At 64.5% G+C, this 19,217-nt stretch carries 11 protein-coding genes; 7 read left to right on the top strand and 4 right to left on the bottom strand.

What is annotated here, in order from left to right:
- Window positions 1–133 precede the first annotated feature (133 nt).
- Together B9A31_RS27890 and B9A31_RS25040 are read right to left on the bottom strand one after the other, a co-directional pair.
- Complete coding sequence (locus B9A31_RS27890) at window positions 134–913, bottom strand: methyl-accepting chemotaxis protein (protein ID WP_371053098.1); 780 nt, start codon at window positions 911–913, stop codon at window positions 134–136.
- Window positions 914–2,225: 1,312 nt separating this feature from the next.
- On the bottom strand, window positions 2,226–3,584 hold the full coding sequence (locus B9A31_RS25040; RefSeq protein ID WP_025754637.1) for a diguanylate cyclase: 1,359 nt from the start codon (window positions 3,582–3,584) through the stop codon (window positions 2,226–2,228).
- A gap of 248 nt (window positions 3,585–3,832) precedes the next feature.
- Here B9A31_RS25040 and B9A31_RS25035 point away from each other — a divergent pair, with 248 nt between their 5' ends.
- From B9A31_RS25035 to speA, 4 genes are all read left to right on the top strand, one after another.
- Window positions 3,833–4,900, top strand: coding sequence for a DUF2333 family protein (locus B9A31_RS25035; RefSeq protein WP_019097108.1), 1,068 nt, complete (start codon window positions 3,833–3,835; stop codon window positions 4,898–4,900).
- 2 nt (window positions 4,901–4,902) lie between these two features.
- Window positions 4,903–5,439 (top strand): NUDIX hydrolase, encoded by a 537-nt coding sequence (locus tag B9A31_RS25030; protein ID WP_019097109.1) that lies wholly within the window; start codon window positions 4,903–4,905, stop codon window positions 5,437–5,439.
- Window positions 5,440–5,734: 295 nt separating this feature from the next.
- Entirely contained in the window at window positions 5,735–6,106 is a 372-nt protein-coding gene (locus tag B9A31_RS25025; RefSeq protein WP_025754639.1) for a translation initiation factor Sui1, read from the top strand.
- A gap of 151 nt (window positions 6,107–6,257) precedes the next feature.
- The gene (speA, locus tag B9A31_RS25020; RefSeq protein ID WP_019097111.1) at window positions 6,258–8,171 is read left to right on the top strand and encodes an arginine decarboxylase; all 1,914 of its coding nucleotides are present in this window, start codon (window positions 6,258–6,260) and stop codon (window positions 8,169–8,171) included.
- Window positions 8,172–8,258: 87 nt separating this feature from the next.
- Here the strand turns inward: speA and B9A31_RS25015 are convergent, their stop codons facing one another.
- Window positions 8,259–9,596, bottom strand: a complete 1,338-nt coding sequence (locus tag B9A31_RS25015) for an MATE family efflux transporter (protein ID WP_084297495.1) — start codon at window positions 9,594–9,596, stop codon at window positions 8,259–8,261.
- Window positions 9,597–9,777: 181 nt separating this feature from the next.
- Here B9A31_RS25015 and B9A31_RS25010 point away from each other — a divergent pair, with 181 nt between their 5' ends.
- Entirely contained in the window at window positions 9,778–14,679 is a 4,902-nt protein-coding gene (locus B9A31_RS25010) for an alpha-2-macroglobulin family protein (RefSeq protein WP_084297494.1), read from the top strand.
- Between the two features lie 46 nt (window positions 14,680–14,725).
- On the opposite strand, the gene B9A31_RS25005 is transcribed toward B9A31_RS25010, so the two are convergent.
- The gene (locus B9A31_RS25005) at window positions 14,726–15,019 is read right to left on the bottom strand and encodes a hypothetical protein (RefSeq protein ID WP_016715405.1); all 294 of its coding nucleotides are present in this window, start codon (window positions 15,017–15,019) and stop codon (window positions 14,726–14,728) included.
- A gap of 77 nt (window positions 15,020–15,096) precedes the next feature.
- Between B9A31_RS25005 and pbpC the strand changes: the two genes are divergently transcribed.
- Both pbpC and B9A31_RS24995 read left to right on the top strand, forming a co-directional pair.
- Window positions 15,097–17,451, top strand: a complete 2,355-nt coding sequence (pbpC, locus tag B9A31_RS25000) for a peptidoglycan glycosyltransferase PbpC (RefSeq protein ID WP_084297493.1) — start codon at window positions 15,097–15,099, stop codon at window positions 17,449–17,451.
- Between the two features lie 92 nt (window positions 17,452–17,543).
- A complete protein-coding gene (locus B9A31_RS24995) occupies window positions 17,544–19,199 on the top strand; it encodes a ShlB/FhaC/HecB family hemolysin secretion/activation protein (protein ID WP_019098618.1) in 1,656 nt (551 codons plus the stop codon).
- Window positions 19,200–19,217 lie beyond the last annotated feature (18 nt).

Below are 19,217 nucleotides of genomic sequence, written 5' to 3'. Positions count from 1 at the left end.
TGATAGCGGAGTTGGTGGAGGATGGGGCCAGCTGGGCTTGCCATGACATTTTTAACGCCTGGGAGATCGAGCGCCGCGCGGGCGGCGCTCGATCTCCCAGGCACTGCACATGTCAGGGCGAGCACCCGCCAGCTCAGACTCTGAACGCCCGCACCGCCCGGTTCAGCTCGCCGCCCAGGCTCAGCAACTGCTCCCCTTGCTCACGCCCCTCGCCAATGCGCTGCAGGTTGTCCTCACCCAACTCATGAATCCGTTCGCTGTGGTCACGAATCTCACTCACCGCGCCGCTCTGCTGCGCCGTGACATCGGCAATCCGCACGGCGGTATCCGAGATGGTGCGAATGGCGCAGACAATCTCGTCCAGCGCGCCATCTGCCGCTTGGGCCTGGTTGGCTGTGGCCTCGGCATGCTCAAGCTGCGCACGCATCCCTGCTACCGAACTTCTCGCGGCTTGCTGCAGGCGGTCGATCAGTGCCTGAATCTCGCCGGTAGCCCCCGTGGTGCGTTGCGCCAGCGAGCGCACTTCATCGGCTACCACGGCAAAGCCACGGCCCATCTCACCCGCACGCGCCGCTTCGATGGCGGCGTTCAGCGCCAGCAGGTTGGTTTGCTCGGCAATCGAGCGGATCACCGTCAGCACCCCGCCGATGGTGGCCGACTCTTCCGCCAGTTGCTCGATCATGCGGGCGTTGCCTTGCACTTCATCAACCAGTTCACGCAAACCTGACAGGCTCTGGCCGATCACCGCCTGGCCTTGCTCCACCGCACGCCCGGCATCGCGGCTGGCGTCGGCGGCGGCGCTGGCATCACCTGCCACTTGCTGGATGGTCGCTTCCAGTTCGCCCAGTGCGTCGCGGATCTGCCCGGTATCGCCCGCCTGGCGTTCGGCGCCGTCGTGCAGGGCGGCGCTCATGCCGGCCAGCGCGTGGCTGCTGCCCGCCACTTGCTCGGCGTTGTGGCGGATGGTGCCTACCAGTTCCACCAGGTACTGGCGCAGGCGGTTGAGCGATTCCTGGATGTCGCGCAGTTCGCGGTTGGTCTTGCCCAGGGCGATACCTTGGGCGAAGTCGCCTTCGGCCCACCGTGACAAGGCGGGTGCCAGGCCGGTGAGGGTACGCGTCAGGCGGCGCTGCAGGGTGTCGATCAACAAGGCGATCAGCAGGATCAAGCCAATCATCAAACCCTGGATGATGCGCACCTCGGCGGCAATTTTCGCATGCTGGCCACGCACTTCGGGTTCCAATGCTGCAATGGCTAGCTGCACGGCCTCAAGGCGTTGATTAGTGCTGGCGGCCAGGGCGCCGCGGCGTTCGATCTGTTCGCGGGTACGCTGCAATTCAGCCGGGTAGCGGCTCAGCAGGCTTTGCAGTTCACGCTTTAGGCCAACCGCGATGTCTTCCTGCTGGGCATTGGCCTGGGTCTCAAGGCCCATCATCGCGGCGAAGTCGTCGGCACCGGACTCGGCGGCGCGGGTTACGCCAAGCAAGGGCAAGGCATCGATGGCTTGAGCCTGGGCGCGGATCAGTTGCAACTCGCGCTCCACCTCGTCGGCAAGCTCCGGGCGGCCGCTATTGACCAGTTTGTCCCGGGCCAGCGAAAGGCGGCTCAGGTGCACAGTGGCATCGAGCAATGGCAACAGGTAGCGGTTGGCATCGGCGTTGCCGCTGTCGCGAGCGTAGCCGGCCAGTTGTTCGACGTTGGCTCCCAGCTCCCGCTCGGCCTGCAGCAGCAGGGCTTGTGGGTCACCGGCCAGCTTGCCAGCGGCCAGCAACTCATTGGCGGTGAAGGCCTGCAGGCTGTCCAGGCTTGGGCGTAATGTGTCGGCCAGCTCAACGGGCCATTCGGCCAGGGCGGCCTGCAGCTGCTGGTTGGCCTCCATGGCGGCGGCATGGCGCAGGGCGTCGCCGCTGGCCAGGTAAGCCTGGATGTTGCGTGCCGCCAGGTTCTGAAACTGCTGGGACAGGCCCAGGTAACGCTCCATCATCTGGTAGGGGCGCTCGAGGGCGCGCTGCGACCACCACAAGGTGGCGCCCAAGGCGAGGCACACGGTCACCAGCAACAGGGTGTTGAAATTGGTCAGCCACTTCAGGCGCATAGCCGCGAACTTCCTGCGCAGGGGAGTAGAGGTAGGCGCCTGAAGTTATTGCGATTTTGTGACCGGGTGATGACGACAAGGGGCTGGCCTCAGAAAAAAAGTGGCACAGTGCCTGTACTGGTGAAACTGGTCAGGGTTCTACACGCACTACACAGTTGCGCCCGGCATGCTTGGCCCGGTACAACGCCTCGTCCGCCGCACTGGCCATGGTCAGCGCATCGAGCCCGTCATCCAGCTGCACCACACCTGCACTGAACGTGCACTGCAAATCCCGGGGTTGTGCCGGGTAGAGAATTTCGGCAAAGCGCCGGCGGATTTCGTCCAGCACCCTGTGTGCTGCGTCCAGCGCGGTGTTGGGCATGACAATGGCGAACTCCTCGCCGCCGTAGCGGCCGATGAAGTCAGTCTTGCGCAAACGCTGCTTGAGAAACAGGGCCAGGCTCTTGATCACCCGGTCGCCCATGGGGTGGCCATGGCGGTCGTTGATCTTCTTGAAATGGTCGATGTCGAGCATGGCAAAGCTCAACGGTTGCTGCTCACGGCGGGCGCGGAAGCTGCAGTCTTCAAGCAGTTGCAGGATGTGGGTGTGGTTGTACAGCCCGGTCAGGCTGTCGCGCACCATTCGCGCCTTCAGGTGCCGGGCACGGGCGGCGCGGTTGCGCACGGTGGTGATCAGGTGGCGTGAGCGAAACGGTTTGGTCAGGAAGTCATCCCCGCCTTCGCTCATGGCGTCCAGCTGTTTGTCCAGGTCGTCTTCGGCTGACAGGTAGATAATCGGCACGCTCACGTAGCGGTCGCTGTGGCGAATCACCTTGGCCAGCTCCGGGCCGGTACAGGCTGGCATGTACAGGTCGAGAATGATCAGGTCGGGCTGGAAGTCGGCAAGCTCCGCCATGGTAAGGATCGGATCGGTCAGGCTGCGGGTTACCATACCGGCACCGGCCAGCACGCGCTCGGTGTACAGGGCCTGGGTGCGTGAGTCGTCGATGATCAGCACGCGCAGCGGGTCTTGCTGGGTGATGTGGGTCAGCAGTTCGACTTTTTCCAGCAGGCTGGAAGCCTCCAGGCTGCCGGTGAGAAAGTCCTGGCCACCCGCGCGCACGGCGGCCAGGCGGGTCGGGGTATCGGCTTCGTGGTGGCTGAAGAACAGCAGCGGAACAGGTTGCGCCAGCGCCTGCTGCACCTGGGCGGCCAGCAGCAAGCCTTGGCCAGCCCCGGTGAAGTCGACGTCCATGATGATGGCCGAGGGTGGGTACTCGCTGATCGAAGCGCAGAGCGCCGCAGCGCTGGGCAGCGCTTGCACCACCAGGCCGAAGAATTCCAACTGCTGGGCCAGGCGCTGGGCACGCTCGTGGTCCTGCAGCAGGATGTACACCGGTTTTCGCAGGGGCGGCAGCAGCACCTGGTCGAGCGGGTCATCCTTGCGCAGGCCGCTACGCGTCGCCTGTTGGGCGGGGCACTGCGGGCTCGGCTCGACTGCTTTGCTCATGTCCTGGCTACTTATAGGTTGGGATGTGCAGGGGCAATGATGGCTCTATGCTAGCAGCTCTTTCCGAATACGTGAGTGCCCTGCATCAACAAAGCGGCCAGAACGAATATTCAGTTGCTGACCGATTGGTCGCTTATGCGTACGGTGGTGTCTGCTTTATAGTGCTGCCACACGGGCTTGCCGTGGCACCCTGGCGCAGGCCTGTGGTCCAAGCCCCTGAACCGTCGTGACTGATTAAGGACAAAGCCATGCTGGACTGGAAAAACCGCGAGGCCAAAGCCGAGCCCCGCGAGCGTGTCGATGGCCGCGGCGCTGCTGCCCGTAGCTACCTTGGCGGCCTTTGGAGCCGTGCCCTGGGGACCCTGATCGGGTTGTACCTGCTGGTGTGTATCGGCCTGGGCTGGTACTGGAGCCAGGAGCCTGCGCTGTTCCCGGTGCAGCAGAATGCCCAAGCCGCTGCCGAGCGCACCGGCCAGCAGATGGTGGTGGGTTATACCACCCTCGAAACCCTCAAGACCGTGGCCGGCACCTTGCTGAACAAGCCGGGCGGCTACATTTCCAACGACCGCTTCCCGCCCGGGCTGTGGATGGACAACATGCCGAGCTGGGAATACGGCGTGCTGGTCCAGGTCCGCGACCTGTCCCGCGCCCTGCGCAAGGACTTTGCCCGTTCGCAGTCGCAGTCCACCGAGGACGCCGACCTGGCCAAGGCCGAGCCGCGCTTCAACTTCGACAACAAGAGCTGGATCTTGCCATCGAGCGAGTCGGAGTTCGAAGAGGGCATCAAGTCGCTGACCCGCTACCAGACCCGTCTGGCTGCCGGCGACAAGGGCGCGATCTTCTACACCCGTGCCGACAACCTGAACAACTGGCTGGGTGACGTGGCTACCCGTCTGGGGTCGCTGTCGCAGCGCCTTTCGGCCAGCGTTGGCCGGGTGAAGCTGAACACCACGCTGAAGACCGAGTCGGTGGTTGCCGGCCAGGCGCCGCAGGTGGACGAAGAGCTGGTGGAAACCCCATGGCTGCAGATCGACAACGTGTTCTACGAAGCCCGTGGCCAGGCCTGGGCGCTGTCGCACCTGCTGCGCGCCATCGAGGTGGACTTTGCCGACGTGCTGGCGAAGAAGAACGCCACGGTCAGCGTGCGTCAGATCATTCGTGAGCTGGAAGCCTCGCAAGAGCCGCTGTGGAGCCCGATGGTGCTCAATGGCAGTGGTTTCGGCATGTGGGCCAACCACTCGCTGGTCATGGCCAACTACATTTCCCGGGCTAACGCTGCGGTCATCGACCTGCGTCAGCTGCTGTCGCAGGGTTGATAATGGCCATCAGCCCAAACGAGGCCGCCCACCGGGCGGCTTCCGACCGCGAACAGGTCACCTGGGTGGACGAAGCCGACCAGGTGCTTGGAGCGTTGCCCCGCGCCGAACTGCGCGAGCGGGGTTTGATCGGGCGTTGCACGTTTATTCTGCTGTTCAATAGCGCCGGTGAGTTGTGCGTGCACCGGCGGACCTTGAGCAAAGCGCTGTACCCGGGGTACTGGGATGTGGCGGCGGGCGGCATGGTGACAGCCGGTGAGGGTTATGCCGAATCGGCGGCGCGTGAGCTGGCCGAGGAGTTGGGAATTGAAGGGGTGGAGCTGCGGTTTCACGAGCGGTTCTATTTTGACCAGCCCGACAACCGGTTGTGGTGTGCGGTGTATTCGGCGGTGTCGGATGCGCCGTTGCGCTTGCAGCCGGAGGAAGTGATCGAGGCGCGCTTTGTCAGCCTTGAGCTGGCTGAAGAGGAAAGCCTGACCAAGCTATATTGCCCGGACTCTTTGGCGGCGTTGCAGCGCTATAAGGCCAGCCTGGGATAGCTGATTTGGTTGTGCCGGCCCTTTCGCGGGCACGCCCGCTCCCACAGGATTGTGCAGTGTTCAGAGCGGTGCCGAACCTCTAGGAGCGGGCGTGCCCGCGAATAGTCGCAAAACATTCGTAAAATGCCGCAATCCAGTACTTAGCAATCGCCTTTTTTATCGTTACACTGCGCGCCCTTTTCGGGCTGTCGCAGGATCTTGCGGCAGTAGCGCCGCCCCTGCCAGAGTGGGGCTTCGCGGTCGGCCTCTACCCCAAGGCACGACCAGTTTTTGTCCTCAGCACAGAGGAACAAAAGTGGCCAAGAAAGCTTCTTCCTTTTCCGCCCTTGGCGGTCTCGTGTACTCCACCGATGCCGGTCGACACTGCCCCGACTGTGGCCAGCCGGTGGACGCCTGCATTTGCAAGCAACAAATCATCCCCGAAGGCGATGGCATTGCCCGTGTGCGCCGTGAGAGCAAAGGCCGTGGCGGCAAGACCGTGACCACCGTCACCGGCGTGCCGCTGCCGCTCGACCAGCTCAAGGAGCTGGCGACCACGCTCAAGCGTCGCTGTGGTACCGGTGGTGCCCTGAAGGATGGGGTGATCGAGATCCAGGGCGACCATGTCGAGCTGTTGATCGGCGAGCTGACCAAACAGGGTTTCAAGGCGAAAAAGTCCGGCGGCTGAGGCCATCGCGCGATTTTTTGCCCAGCGCTTTCTAAACTCGTTCCCGTGGTCAAGGTCTATGCCTGAGCACGGATGAATCGTCATTTTCAGCTTTTACACTCGCTCCGCTGCCTGCGGGGCAGTGTCTTCGACTTATCTATAGGGGACTTGAATGTCCGTACGACGCACACGCAAAGACGATGGTAGCCAATGGACCGTGGCCGACAGCCGCAGTGTTTATGGCATCCGCCATTGGGGCGCTGGTTATTTCGCCATCAATGAAGCCGGGCGCGTCGAAGTGCGCCCCAACGGCCCCAAGAGCGCGCCGATCGACCTGTTCGAGCAGGTCGACGAACTGCGCCAGAGCGGCCTGTCGCTGCCCCTGTTGGTACGCTTCCCCGACATTCTGCAGGACCGCGTTCGCCAGCTGACCGGCGCGTTCGACGCCAACATCGCGCGCCTGGAATACCAGAGCAAGTACACCGCGCTGTACCCGATCAAGGTCAACCAGCAAGAAGCGGTGGTGGAAAACATCATCGCCACGCAGAACGTTTCGATTGGCCTGGAAGCCGGCTCCAAGCCCGAGCTGCTGGCCGTGCTGGCACTGGCGCCAAAGGGCGGCACCATCGTCTGCAACGGCTACAAGGACCGCGAGTTCATCCGCCTGGCCCTGATGGGCCAGAAGCTGGGCCACAACGTGTTCATCGTCATCGAGAAAGAGTCGGAAGTGGCTCTGGTAATCGAAGAAGCCGCCGAGCTCAAGGTGAAACCCCAGGTCGGCCTGCGCGTGCGCCTGTCGTCGCTGGCTTCGAGCAAGTGGGCCGACACCGGTGGTGAAAAGTCCAAGTTCGGTTTGTCTGCCGCGCAGTTGCTCTCCGTGGTACAGCGCTTCCGCGATGCTGGCCTGGACCAGGGCATCCGCCTGCTGCACTTCCACATGGGCTCGCAGATCGCCAACCTGGCTGACTACCAGCACGGCTTCAAGGAAGCCATCCGTTACTACGGCGAGCTGCGTGCGCTGGGCCTGCCGGTGGACCACATCGACGTTGGCGGTGGCCTGGGCGTGGACTACGACGGTACCCACTCGCGCAATGCCAGTTCCATCAACTACGACATGGACGACTATGCCGGCGTGGTAGTGGGCATGCTCAAGGAGTTCTGCGACGCGCAGGGCCTGCCGCACCCGCACATCTTCTCCGAGAGTGGCCGTTCGTTGACCGCGCACCACGCCATGTTGGTGATTCAGGTCACCGACGTCGAGAAACACAACGACGACGTGCCGACCATCGAGAACAAGGAAGCCCTGCCCGAGACCGTGCAGTGGCTGGTCGACCTGCTGGGCCCGACCGACATCGAGATGGTGACCGAGACTTACTGGCGCGCCACCCACTACATGGGTGACGTGGCGGCGCAGTATGCTGATGGCAAGATCACCCTGAGCGAGAAAGCCCTGGCCGAGCAGTGCTACTTTGCCGTGTGCCGCCGCCTGCACAACTCGCTCAAGGCCCGCCAGCGCTCGCACCGCCAGGTACTGGACGAGCTGAACGACAAGCTCGCCGACAAGTACATCTGCAACTTCTCGGTGTTCCAGAGCCTGCCGGACACCTGGGCCATCGGCCAGGTGCTGCCGATCATCCCGCTGCACCGCCTGGACGAAGAGCCGATGCGCCGCGCGGTGCTGCAGGACCTGACCTGCGACTCCGACGGCAAGATCAACCAGTACGTCGACGAGCAGAGCATCGAGACCAGCATGCCGGTGCATGCGGTGAAAGAGGGCGAGGACTACTTGCTGGGCGTGTTCCTGGTGGGTGCCTACCAGGAAATCCTGGGGGACATGCACAACCTGTTCGGTGATACCGACTCGGTGAACATCTACCAGAATGCCGATGGCAGCGTGTATCACGCCGGTATTGAAACCCACGACACCATCGAAGACATGCTGCGCTATGTGCACTTGTCGCCGGAGGAGTTGATGACCCACTACCGCGACAAGGTGGCCAGTGCCAAGATCACTGCGCGGGAGCGGACCCAGTTCCTGGATGCGTTGCGTCTTGGGTTGACCCGGTCTTCGTACCTGTCGTCTTGAGTGTTGTAGCGCCTAGTCAATCGAGCGCCGCCCGGGCGGCGCTCGATCTCAAAGGCGCCGCAACTCCCACGACATACCCTTCCCGCATCACTCAAACCACTTACCTTTCTGCTCTAACCGCCACCCCACCCACCCCAACGTCACCGCCCGCAACGCCATGAACCCGAGAAACGCCAACCACAACCCGTGGTTGCCAAACCCGCTCATGCCCACCGCCACCGGCAGTGCAATCAGCACCGACACCAACATCGCATTGCGCATCTCCCGCGCCCGGGTCGCACCGATGAACAAACCGTCCAGCAAATAACTCCACACCGCAATCAACGGCAGCAATGCCAGGTACGGCAGGTACGGGTAAGCCGCCGCCCGCACGCTCTCGATATCGGTCTGTAAGTCAATAAACAGGTGCCCACCCAGCAAGAACAACCCGGCAAACCCAAGGCTGGTAATCAGCGACCAGCCACAGGCCACCACCAGCGAGCGGCGCAGGGTATCCCGGTCGCGGGCGCCGATGGCGTGGCCGCACAGGGCTTCGACGGCATGCGCCAGGCCGTCGAGCGCGTAGGCGGTCAACAGCAGGCCGTTAAGCAGCAGGGCGTTGGCCGCCACGGTGGCCTCGCCCAGGCGTGCGCCTTGTACGGTAATCAGCAGGAACACCAGTTGCAGCGCCAGGCTGCGCAGGAAGATGTCGCGGTTGACCGACAGCAGCGGTCGCCAGGCCTGCCAGCGTTTGAGCGCTGCCCACACGATCTGCCCTGGGTAAGCCCGCAGCGCCGGGCGGGTTAGGGACAGGCCGAGCAGGGCAGCACTCCATTCTGCAATCACCGAGGCCCGCGCCGAACCCAGCACCCCCCAGTCCAGCCCCAGGACGAACCACAGGTTCAGGATGATGTTCAGCAGGTTGGTGGTCAGCAGGATGGCCAGCGGTGCCCGGGCGTTCTGGGTGCCCAGGAACCAGCCGACCAGCGCGTAGCTGGCCAGTGCTGCGGGCAGGCCAAGCAGGCGGGTATGAAAGAAGTCTTCAGTGGATTGCTGAAGGGCGGCGCTGGGTTGCATCGCCTGCAGTGCCAGCTGGCTGAACGGCAGGGCCAGCAGGCCAATCAGCAGGGCGAAGCCGACCGCCAGCAGCAACCCTTGCACCAGTACCTGGCGCAGCGCTGCACCGTCACCTCGACCAGCGGCCTGTGCGGCGAAACCGGTGGAGCCCATGCGCAGGAAGCCCATCAGGCCGACCATGAAGGTGAACAGCGTGGCGCCCACGGCCACGGCGCCCAGCTGGTGGGCGTGGGGGAGGTGGCCGATGACCGTGCTGTCGACCAGGGCTACCAGCGGCACGGAGATGTTGGACAGGATCATCGGCGCGGCCAATGCCCAGACCTTTCGGTGAGTGAGGCGGTGGCGCCAGTCGGTGGTCAGTTGCGACATTGCAGTCCTTGGTAAGTCGGGGGCGCGAAGCGGCCCTACTTCAACGAGTGTCACAGTGTAACGACCAGGCAACCATTTAGCGCGACCATGGTCTCACCTCGCGCGCAACGCCGGGTGTTGCACCCGACCTTGCGCTATAGTTGTTGCCCTCACGTACACGCTGCCGAAGAGTTCCTACTCCATGTTCAACAAAGGATTGTTGCTGGCCTGCGCGCTGGCCTTGCTCAGTGCCTGTGACTCTTCCACGCCAGACAAACCTGCGCCGGCGCAGAAGCCTGTCGCTACAACGCCCGCCGAAGCCGCTGCCCCCAAACGCGAAGACCCCGCTGTGCTCGCCAAGCGCTACGAGGGCCGCGAACTCACGGTGCTGGACGTATCCGAAGTGCAGCTCGATGGTGCGGCCACACTGTCGATCAGCTTCTCCGCACCGCTGGATGCCAAGCAGGACTTCGCCACCAAGGTACACCTGGTCGACACCGTCAAAGGCAAGCTCGACGGCGCCTGGGAACTTTCTGACAATCAGATGGAACTGCGCCTGCGGCACCTGGAACCACAGCGCAAGCTGGTGCTGACCGTGGACAAGGGCCTGCTCGCGGTCAACGGCAAGCAACTGGACAGCGAGTCGGTCACCCGGCTGGAAACCCGCGACATGCAGCCGACCATCGGCTTTGCCAGCCGTGGATCGCTGCTGCCCACACGCCTGGCCGAAGGGCTGCCGGTGATTGCCCTCAACGTCGACAAGGTCGATGTCGAGTTCTTCCGGGTGAAGCCGGAAATGCTCTCGACCTTCCTGGCCAGCTGGGGGCGCAACAGCAGCCTGTACTACTACCAGTCCAAGGAAACCCTGGACATGGCCGAGCTGGTCTACAGCGGCCGCTTCGACCTCAACCCTGCCCGTAACACCCGCGAAACCGTGCTACTGCCCATCGCCGGCATCAAGCCACTGCAGGATCCGGGCGTGTACCTGGCAGTGATGCGCGCCTCGGGCACCTACGACTACTCGCAGCCGGCGACCCTGTTCACCCTCAGTGACATCGGCGTGTCGGCACACCGTTACCGCGACCGCCTGGACGTGTTCGCGCAGGCGCTGGAAGGCGGCAAGGCGTTGAGCGGCGTCAACCTCGAAATCCATGACGAGAAGGGCAAGTTGCTGGCCCAGGCCAGCACCGATGGCAAAGGCCACGCCCAACTGCCGATCACCCCGAAGGCCGATACCCTGATCGCCACCCAAGGTGTGCACACCACCCTGCTGCGCCTGAACACCGCCGCGCTGGACCTGGCCGAATTCGACATCACCGGCCCCCAGGCCAACCCGCTGCAGTTTTTCATCTTCGGCCCGCGTGACCTGTATCGCCCAGGCGAAACCGTGCTGCTCAACGGCCTGCTGCGCGACCAGGACGGCAAACCCGTCAAAGCCCAACCCGTCAGCGTGGAAGTGCGCCGCCCGGATGAGCAGGTCAGCCGCAAGTTCGTCTGGGAAGCCGACAGCAATGGCTTGTACCAATACCAGCTGCAACTGGCCACCGAAGCCCCGACCGGGCGCTGGCAGTTGCTGCTCGACCTGGGCGGCGGGCGCAAGCAGGTGTATGAGTTCCTCGTCGAAGACTTCCTGCCTGAGCGCCTGGCGCTGGAGCTGAAGGGCAGCAGCACGCCACTGTCGCCGGATGAGGATGCGCGCATCCAGGTCAATGGCCGTTACCTCTATGGCGCCCCTGCTGCCGGTAATCGCCTGAGTGGCCAGGCCTATGTGCGCCCCCTGCGCGAGGCGGTGCCCGCTCTGCCGGGCTACCAGTTCGGCTCGGTCACCGAAACCGAGCTGAACCAGGATCTGGAGCTGGACGAAGTCACCCTCGACCAGGCTGGCAAGGCGGTTGTCGATATCGAAAGCCGCTGGGCCGAAGCCCGCTCGCCGCTGCAACTGACCGTGCAAGCCAGCTTGCAGGAGTCGGGTGGCCGTCCGATCACCCGGCGCCTGGAGCAGCCGATCTGGCCAGCCGAGCGCTTGCCGGGCCTGCGTGGCCTGTTCGATGGCGAGGAAACCGACAGTGACGGGCCAGTGGAATTCGAGTTCCTGGTGGCCGATCGCGATGGCAACAAGCTGGCGGCCGATGACCTCAAGGTGCGGTTGATTCGTGAGCGCCGCGACTACTACTGGAACTACTCGCAGAGCGACGGCTGGAGCTACGCCTACAACGAAAAATTCCTCACTCAGAGCGAAGAGACGGTCAGCGTCAAGGCCGGCTCCACTGCCAAGCTGAGCTTCCAGGTTGAATGGGGCCCTTACCGCGTCGAGGTGGAAGACCCGCTAACTGGCTTGGTTTCCAGCGAACGCTTCTGGGCCGGCTACCGCGCCCAGGACAACGCTGAAGGCGGTGCCGTGCGCCCCGACCAGGTCAAGCTGGCGTTGGACAAACCTTCCTACGCCGACGGTGCCACGGCCAAGGTCACCGTCACCCCGCCTGCCGCAGGTAGCGGCTACCTGATGATCGAGTCCAGCGATGGCCCGCTGTGGTGGCAGGAAATCGACGTGCCCGCCGAGGGCAAGACCTTCGATGTGCAACTGGACAAAGCCTGGGCCCGCCACGACCTGTACATCAGCGCGCTGGTGATCCGCCCGGGTGAGCGCAAGGCCAACGCCACGCCCAAGCGTTCGGTGGGTGTGCTGCACCTGCCGCTGGACCGCGCTGAGCGCAAGTTGGCGGTGAGCCTGCAGGCACCAGACAAGATGCGCCCGAAACAGCCGCTGACCGTGAAGGTGAAGGCCGCCAATGCGGATGGCAGCGTGCCCAAGCAAGTGCATGTGCTGCTGTCGGCGGTTGATGTGGGCATCCTCAACATCACCGACTTCAAAACCCCCGACCCGTTCGCCAGCCTGTTCGGGCGCAAGGCCTATGGCGCCGACCAACTGGACATCTACGGCCAGCTGATCGAAGCCGGGCAGGGCCGCCTGGCCAGCCTGGCGTTCGGTGGTGACGCGGCCATGGCCAAAGGGGGCAAGCGCCCTAATACCACGGTGACTATCGTCGCCCAGCAGAGCCTGCCGGTGACTTTGGATGACAAGGGTGAGGGCGAAGCTACGGTCGACATCCCGGACTTCAACGGCGAGCTGCGGCTGATGGCCCAGGCCTGGACCGAAGAACACTTCGGCATGGCCGAAGGCAAGACCGTGGTGGCCGCGCCACTGATTGCCGAGCTTTCGGCCCCGCGCTTCCTGGCCGGAGGCGACCGCACCAGTCTGGCGCTGGATTTGGCCAACCTGTCGGGCCGCGCTCAACAACTGAATGTTGAAATCACCACCGAGGGGCAGCTTAGCCTCGTGGCCAGTGCCGTACAGAACGTAGCCCTGACTGAAGGCCAGCGTTCGACACTGATGATCCCGGTGCAGGCCCAGGGCGGCCTGGGGCAAGGCAAGGTGCATGTGCGGGTCACAGGCCTGCAACTACCAAACGAGCCGACCACCGCGTTCGAACGGGAGTGGACGTTGGGCGTGCGCCCGGCCTACCCGGCGATGCTCAAACACTACCGCGTGGCCTTGAAAGACCAGCCCTGGACCTTGCCTGAAGCAGACCTGGCGGCCTTCGAGCCTGCCGGCCTGGAAGCCAGCCTGGCCTTGTCGAGCCGGCCACCGCTGAACCTGGCCGAGCAGATTCGCGCCCTGGAAGCCTACCCCTACGGTTGCCTTGAGCAGACCACCAGTGGCCTTTACCCGTCGTTGTACGCCGATGCCGACAGCCTCAAGCGCCTGGGCATCAAGGGCGAGCCGGCGGACGTGCGCAAGCGCAAGATCGAGATGGGCATCGAGCACCTGTTGGGCATGCAGCGCTACAACGGCAGCTTTGGCCTGTGGAGTTCGGACAGCGAAGAAGAGTACTGGCTGACTGCCTATGTCACCGACTTCCTGCTGCGTGCCCGTGACCAGGGTTACGGCGTGCCGGCCGAGGCGCTGAAGAAGGCCAGCGAGCGCCTGCTGCGCTACCTGCAAGAGCGCAACCTGATCGAAGTGGACTACAGCGAAAACGCCGACCACACCCGCTTCGCCGTGCAGGCCTATGCAGCGCTGGTGCTGTCGCGCAGTCAGCAGGCGCCGTTGGGTGCCTTGCGTGGCCTGTTCGAGCGCCGTGCCGATGCGCGTTCCGGCTTGCCGCTGGTACAACTGGCAGTGGCACTGGACAAGATGGGCGACAAGCCGCGAGCCGAGCAGGCTTTGCAGGCGGGCCTGGGCATCAGCCGTGGCAAAGGCTGGATGGCGGACTACGGCAGCGCACTGCGTGATCAGGCGTTGATCCTGGCCTTGTTGCAGGAGAGCAACCTTGCCAGCAGTCAGGTCGACCAGCGGCTGTTCGCCTTGTCGGACGAACTGGGGGCCAACCGCTGGTTGTCGACCCAGGAGCGCAATGCACTGTTCCTTGCCGGCCGTGGCCTGTTGGGCAAGCCGGAAGGCAAGTGGCAGGCACGCCTGGACAGCGCTGGCGAGGTGCGCGAGTTCAACAATGCCGAAGCCGGCATGAAGCTGGAAGGCCCGTTGCTGGCTTCGCCGCTGAGCGTGCAGAACGAAGGCAGCGAGACGCTGTACCAGCAACTCACTTTGTCTGGTTACCCCCGTCAGGCGCCTGCGGCCGGCGGCAATGGTATGCAGATTCGCCGTGAGTACCTGGGCATGAATGGCCAGCCATTGGACCTGCATAACCTGCGCAGCGGCGACCTGGTGCTGGTGCACCTTGCGCTCAAGGCTGAAGACCGCGTGCCGGATGCCTTGGTGGTGGACTTGCTGCCCGCAGGCCTGGAGCTGGAAAACCAGAACCTGGCGCAGAGTGCCGCCAGCCTGGACAACGCCAGCACCGCGGTGAAGGAATGGCGCGAGTCGATGCAGAACGCCAGCGTGGTGCACCAGGAGTACCGTGATGACCGTTATGTTGCCGCGCTCAAGCTCGACGGCTACGGCACCACCCACCTGTTGTACCTGGCGCGGGCGGTGACCCCGGGCACCTACCGTGTGCCGCCGCCGCAGGTTGAGTCGATGTACCGGCCGAACCTGCAGGCCGTGGGGGATGGGCAAGGGGAGATGACCGTAAAAGCCCGGTAAGAATCTGCCCTGCGCATCCACTGGGTCGCGCAGGGCAGCTCTACCATCAGTGAATCACCCAGCTCATCACCCACAGCCCCAGCACCAGCCAGATGATCCCGAGGATGATCGAGGCGCGCATGAACGCGCGGATGGCCGAGTACAGCAGCATCAGGCCGACGATCAGGGCCAGGATGCTGAGCAGCGAGGTGTCCATGCCCAGTGTGCGCGCCAGGCCGTCGATGAAATTGCCGCCAGCATTGGCCAGCAGGTTGAACAGCCCGCTCAATGCGTCGACGATGAAGCGGATCAACGACCCCAGTGCCTGGCCCAGCCACTCGAAAAAACCTTCTACATGCATAGTTGTTTCCTGATGAACGATTCGGCGAGGTTGCCGTTCCCAAGCCTTTGGCCATCACCTGGCCAGGTCGGTTCCCGATGCCAAGCTTAGCGCGGCCATGCACGCGTGCGGGCAAGTGGTTGCGTGCCACGGTAATCGGCTTGCTAGTGCTGTGTGGCCTGGTGTGGCTGGCTGACCGGATCTGGCCGCTGCCCATGCCGGGCGACGACCTGGCCCGGGTGGTGGTGGCCGAAGACGGCGCGCCGTTGTGGCGCTTTGCCGATGCCGAGGGTGTCTGGCGCTACCCGGTCAGCCCTGACGAAGTTTCGCCGTTGTACCTGCAGGCCTTGCTGACTTACGAGGACCGCTGGTTCTACCGCCATCCCGGGGTCAACCCGCTGGCCTTGGCCCGAGCCGCCTGGCTGAACCTGCGCGGCGGACGCGTGGTGTCGGGCGGCAGCACGCTGTCGATGCAGGTGGCACGGCTGCTCGACCCGCATGAACGTACCCTGGCCGGTAAACTGCGCCAACTGTGGCGTACGGCGCAGCTGGAGTGGCATCTGTCCAAGCGCGAAATCCTGCAGATCTACCTTGACCGCGCACCCTTTGGCGGCACCTTGCAGGGGGTTGCCGCAGCCAGCTGGGCGTACCTGGGCAAATCACCCTTGCACCTGACCCCGGCCGAAGCAGCGCTGCTGGCGGTACTGCCACAGGCGCCCAGCCGGCTAAGGCCGGACCGCCATCCTGCGCGTGCCCAGCGTGCCCGCGACAAGGTGCTGCAGCGCCTGGCCGAATACCAGGTATGGCCTGCGCAGCAAATCCGCGAGGCAGCCGAGGAGCCGCTGGTGCTGGCGCCACGTCAGGAGCCCGCCTTGGCGCCCTTGCTCGCCAGACGGCTGAACAGCGCCGACAGCCCACCGCTGATCCGCACCACCCTCGATGCGGCACTGCAGCGGCGCCTGGAAGACCTGCTGTTGGGCTGGCGTGCGCGCCTGCCGGAGCGTACCTCGGCAGCCATCCTGGTAGTCGAGGCGCAGACCATGGCGGTGCGTGCCTACCTGGGCTCGATTGATCTGGCCGATGAGCGCCGCTTCGGGCATGTCGACATGGTGCGTTCGCTACGTTCACCCGGTTCTACGCTCAAGCCGTTCCTGTACGGCATGGCGCTGGATGATGGCCTGATCCATTCCGAATCGCTACTGCAGGACGTGCCACGCCGCTATGGCGACTACCGGCCCGGTAACTTCTCCATGGGCTTCAGCGGGCCGGTGTCGGCCAGTTCGGCGCTGGCCCTGTCACTCAACTTGCCGGCGGTGCAATTGCTGGAGGCCTACGGCCCGAAACGCTTTGCCGCGCAACTGCGCATGGCGGGTATGCCGCTGATACTACCGCCGCTGGCCGAGCCCAACCTGTCGTTGATCCTCGGTGGCGCCGGTAGCCGTCTGGAAGACTTGGTGGGTGGTTATGCAGCCTTCGCGCGCGGTGGCAACAGCGCGAGGGTGCGCTTGCAACCTCAGGAGCCGCTGGTAGAGCGGCGCTTGCTGTCACCGGGGGCGGCGTGGATCATCCGGCGCATTCTCAGTGGCCAGGCGCGCCCCGACCGCGACCCGCACGCCGAGCTGGTGCAGCGCCCGCAACTGGCCTGGAAAACAGGAACCAGTTATGGCTTTCGCGATGCCTGGTCGATTGGTGTGGGCCCGCGCTACCTGATCGGCGTGTGGATCGGCCGCCCCGATGGCACGCCGGTACCCGGCCAGTTTGGCCTGGCCTCGGCGGCGCCACTGATGCTGCAGGTGCATGACCTGCTGAGCAACCGCGACAGCCAGCGCGGCATCAGCGTGCCGGTGGAGCGGGTGCCGGCGAATATCGGGGTGGCGGCGATCTGTTGGCCTCTGGGCCAGCCGATGAGCAAGCAGGACCCCAACTGCCGGCGTCAGCGTTTTGCCTGGACCCTGGATGGCACCACGCCGCCAACCCTGCAAGCTGCCGATCAGCCGCTGGGCCTGGGCCTGCGTGAGCGCGTGTGGGTCAACGAGCAGGGGCTGCGCGTGGATGGTAGCTGCCCAAGCGCCAAGGCCCGTGACATTGCGTTGTGGCCGGCCCCGCTGGAGCCCTGGCTACCCCGTGTCGAGCGGCGCGCGGCGCGCCTGCCGGCCATCGACCCGGCCTGCCCGCCGCAGGTGCCGGCCAGCGCACCGCCGCTGTCGATCGTCGGCGTGCGCCCCGGCGACAACCTGCGCCGCCCGGCCACCAGCAGCGAGCCGTTGCAACTCTATGTATCGGCCTTGGGCGGGGGCGGGCGGCGCTGGTGGTTCCTCAATGGCCAGCCCTTGGGCGAAACCCAGGGGCAGGACAGCCTGCTGGTTCGCTTGCCGCAGGTCGGACAGGCCGAGCTCAGCGCGCTGGATGAAAGCGGCGAGACGGCGCGGGTGGCGTTCCAGGTCAGCGAGTAGGCGTTCGACGGCATTCGGGCCAGCACCTACGCTTGCAGATAACGGGTGTGACCGGCTGGCGCCCCGCAAACCAAGGGAACATGGAGCGCCCTATGCGTCCTCTGGCCGTGCCCCTGCTGTTGTTGCCTTGGGCGCTTGCTGCCCACGCAGAGCCGTTGCCGGGTTTTCTCGACAGCCATGAATACGAACGGCGCCTGCCTGCTGCCAACCTGCCGATAGAGGCCTACCGCCCCATCAGCCCGAACCTGAGGTTGGCCGGGCCGGTTGGCGAAAGACTTGACTGGGCACCTGCGGACACGCCCGTCGTTGTGCATAAAGTGCGTTTCGAGGGGGGCACGGTGTTCCCCTTGAGTGATCTGCGCGAGCACTACCAGCCGCTGGTCGGGCGCCAGACCACGTTGGGCGAGTTGCAGCAGTACACCCGGCAGCTAACCCAGCGCTATCGGCAGGAGGGCTACCTGCTTTCCTATGCCTACCTGCCACCGCAGGATGTGGCCGAGGGTCGGGTGAATGTGGTGCTGGTCGAGGGTTACATCCGCGATTACCACATCGACGGTGATATCGGCCCGGCCAGCGACTATCTCCGGCAGCTATTGGCACGCCTTGAGGCTGAGCGCCCGCTGACCCGCGAAACGCTCGAACGCTACCTGGGGCTGGCAGGGCGCTTGCCCGGCGTGTCGATAGAGGCTGAGCTGGCGATGGCACGAACCGGTGACGGTGCGGCCCTTTTGACCGTGCATGCGCGGCACAAACCGTTCAGCGCCGCTGTTACTTTGGCAGACTCCAGTCGCGATGATGCACAGGCGCTGCTGACGGCCACCAGCAATGCCCAGACCCGCTTTGCCGAACAGTTCCAGGCCAGCCTGCTACTGCCCCCGGGCGATGACCAGGTGCATTACCAACGGCTGGATTACAGCCAGCACCTGGACGAGGCCGGCAGCCAACTGTTGTTGTCGGCTTCGCGCTACCGCAGTGAGCCGGACACGCGAATCCGCCTGGACGATGGCCGCGACATCACCCGTGAGCGTGACAGCCAACGCTATGCGATAGGCCTGCGCCAACCCGTGATTGTCAGGCCGAATGAATGGCTGGCCGTGCAGGGACACGTGTATGCGGTCAGCGAACATGTCGAAGAGCGGCAGTCTTCGTCACGGGACTACGACACTTCTGTGCGCGCGCTGTCATTCGAGGGCGACTGGCGCAAAGTGGAAGGTAGTCGCCTGCGCATGGTCAGTGCCGGGGTCTACCAAGGCCTGGATTACCTGGGCGCCCGCAGCGATGCCGACTACGACATGGACTTTTTGCGGTTCAGGTTGTCGGCCCTGCAAAGTGACCCGCTGTCAGCGAGTTGGCAGGGTGTAGTGTCTGGCGCGTTGTACTGGAGTGATGACCGGCTACCTGATAGCGAACGGGTGGGGTTTGGTGGGCAGAGCTTCGGGCGTGGCTATCCCCGTGATCAGGCCGACGGAGACAAGGGGTGGGGTGTGGCTTACGAGGTGAGCTACAGCATGCGGGGTAGCAGGTTGGCGCTGGTTCAGCCCTATTTGGCAGTGGATGCGGCGCAGACCTGGCATAACCGGGGATCGGTGGAGGATGCCCACCTGGCTTCGGCGGCACTGGGTGTACGGTTGGGGGATGGGCGGCTTTTCAATGTTGCGTTGGAGGTGGCAAAACCGCTGGCGGATGTGGCGTTGGACAGTCTGGACCGTGCCCCCCGCTTGACCTTGAGTATTGGCCTTCAACTGTAGGGGGGCGCTTTGCGCGCC

It is taken from the genome of Pseudomonas sp. URIL14HWK12:I5, assembly GCF_900176445.1.
In the GTDB taxonomy this organism is placed as follows: Bacteria; Pseudomonadota; Gammaproteobacteria; order Pseudomonadales; family Pseudomonadaceae; genus Aquipseudomonas; species Aquipseudomonas monteilii.
Note: the sequence above shows the minus strand (reverse complement) of the source record. Positions and strands in the feature narration are given on the sequence as shown.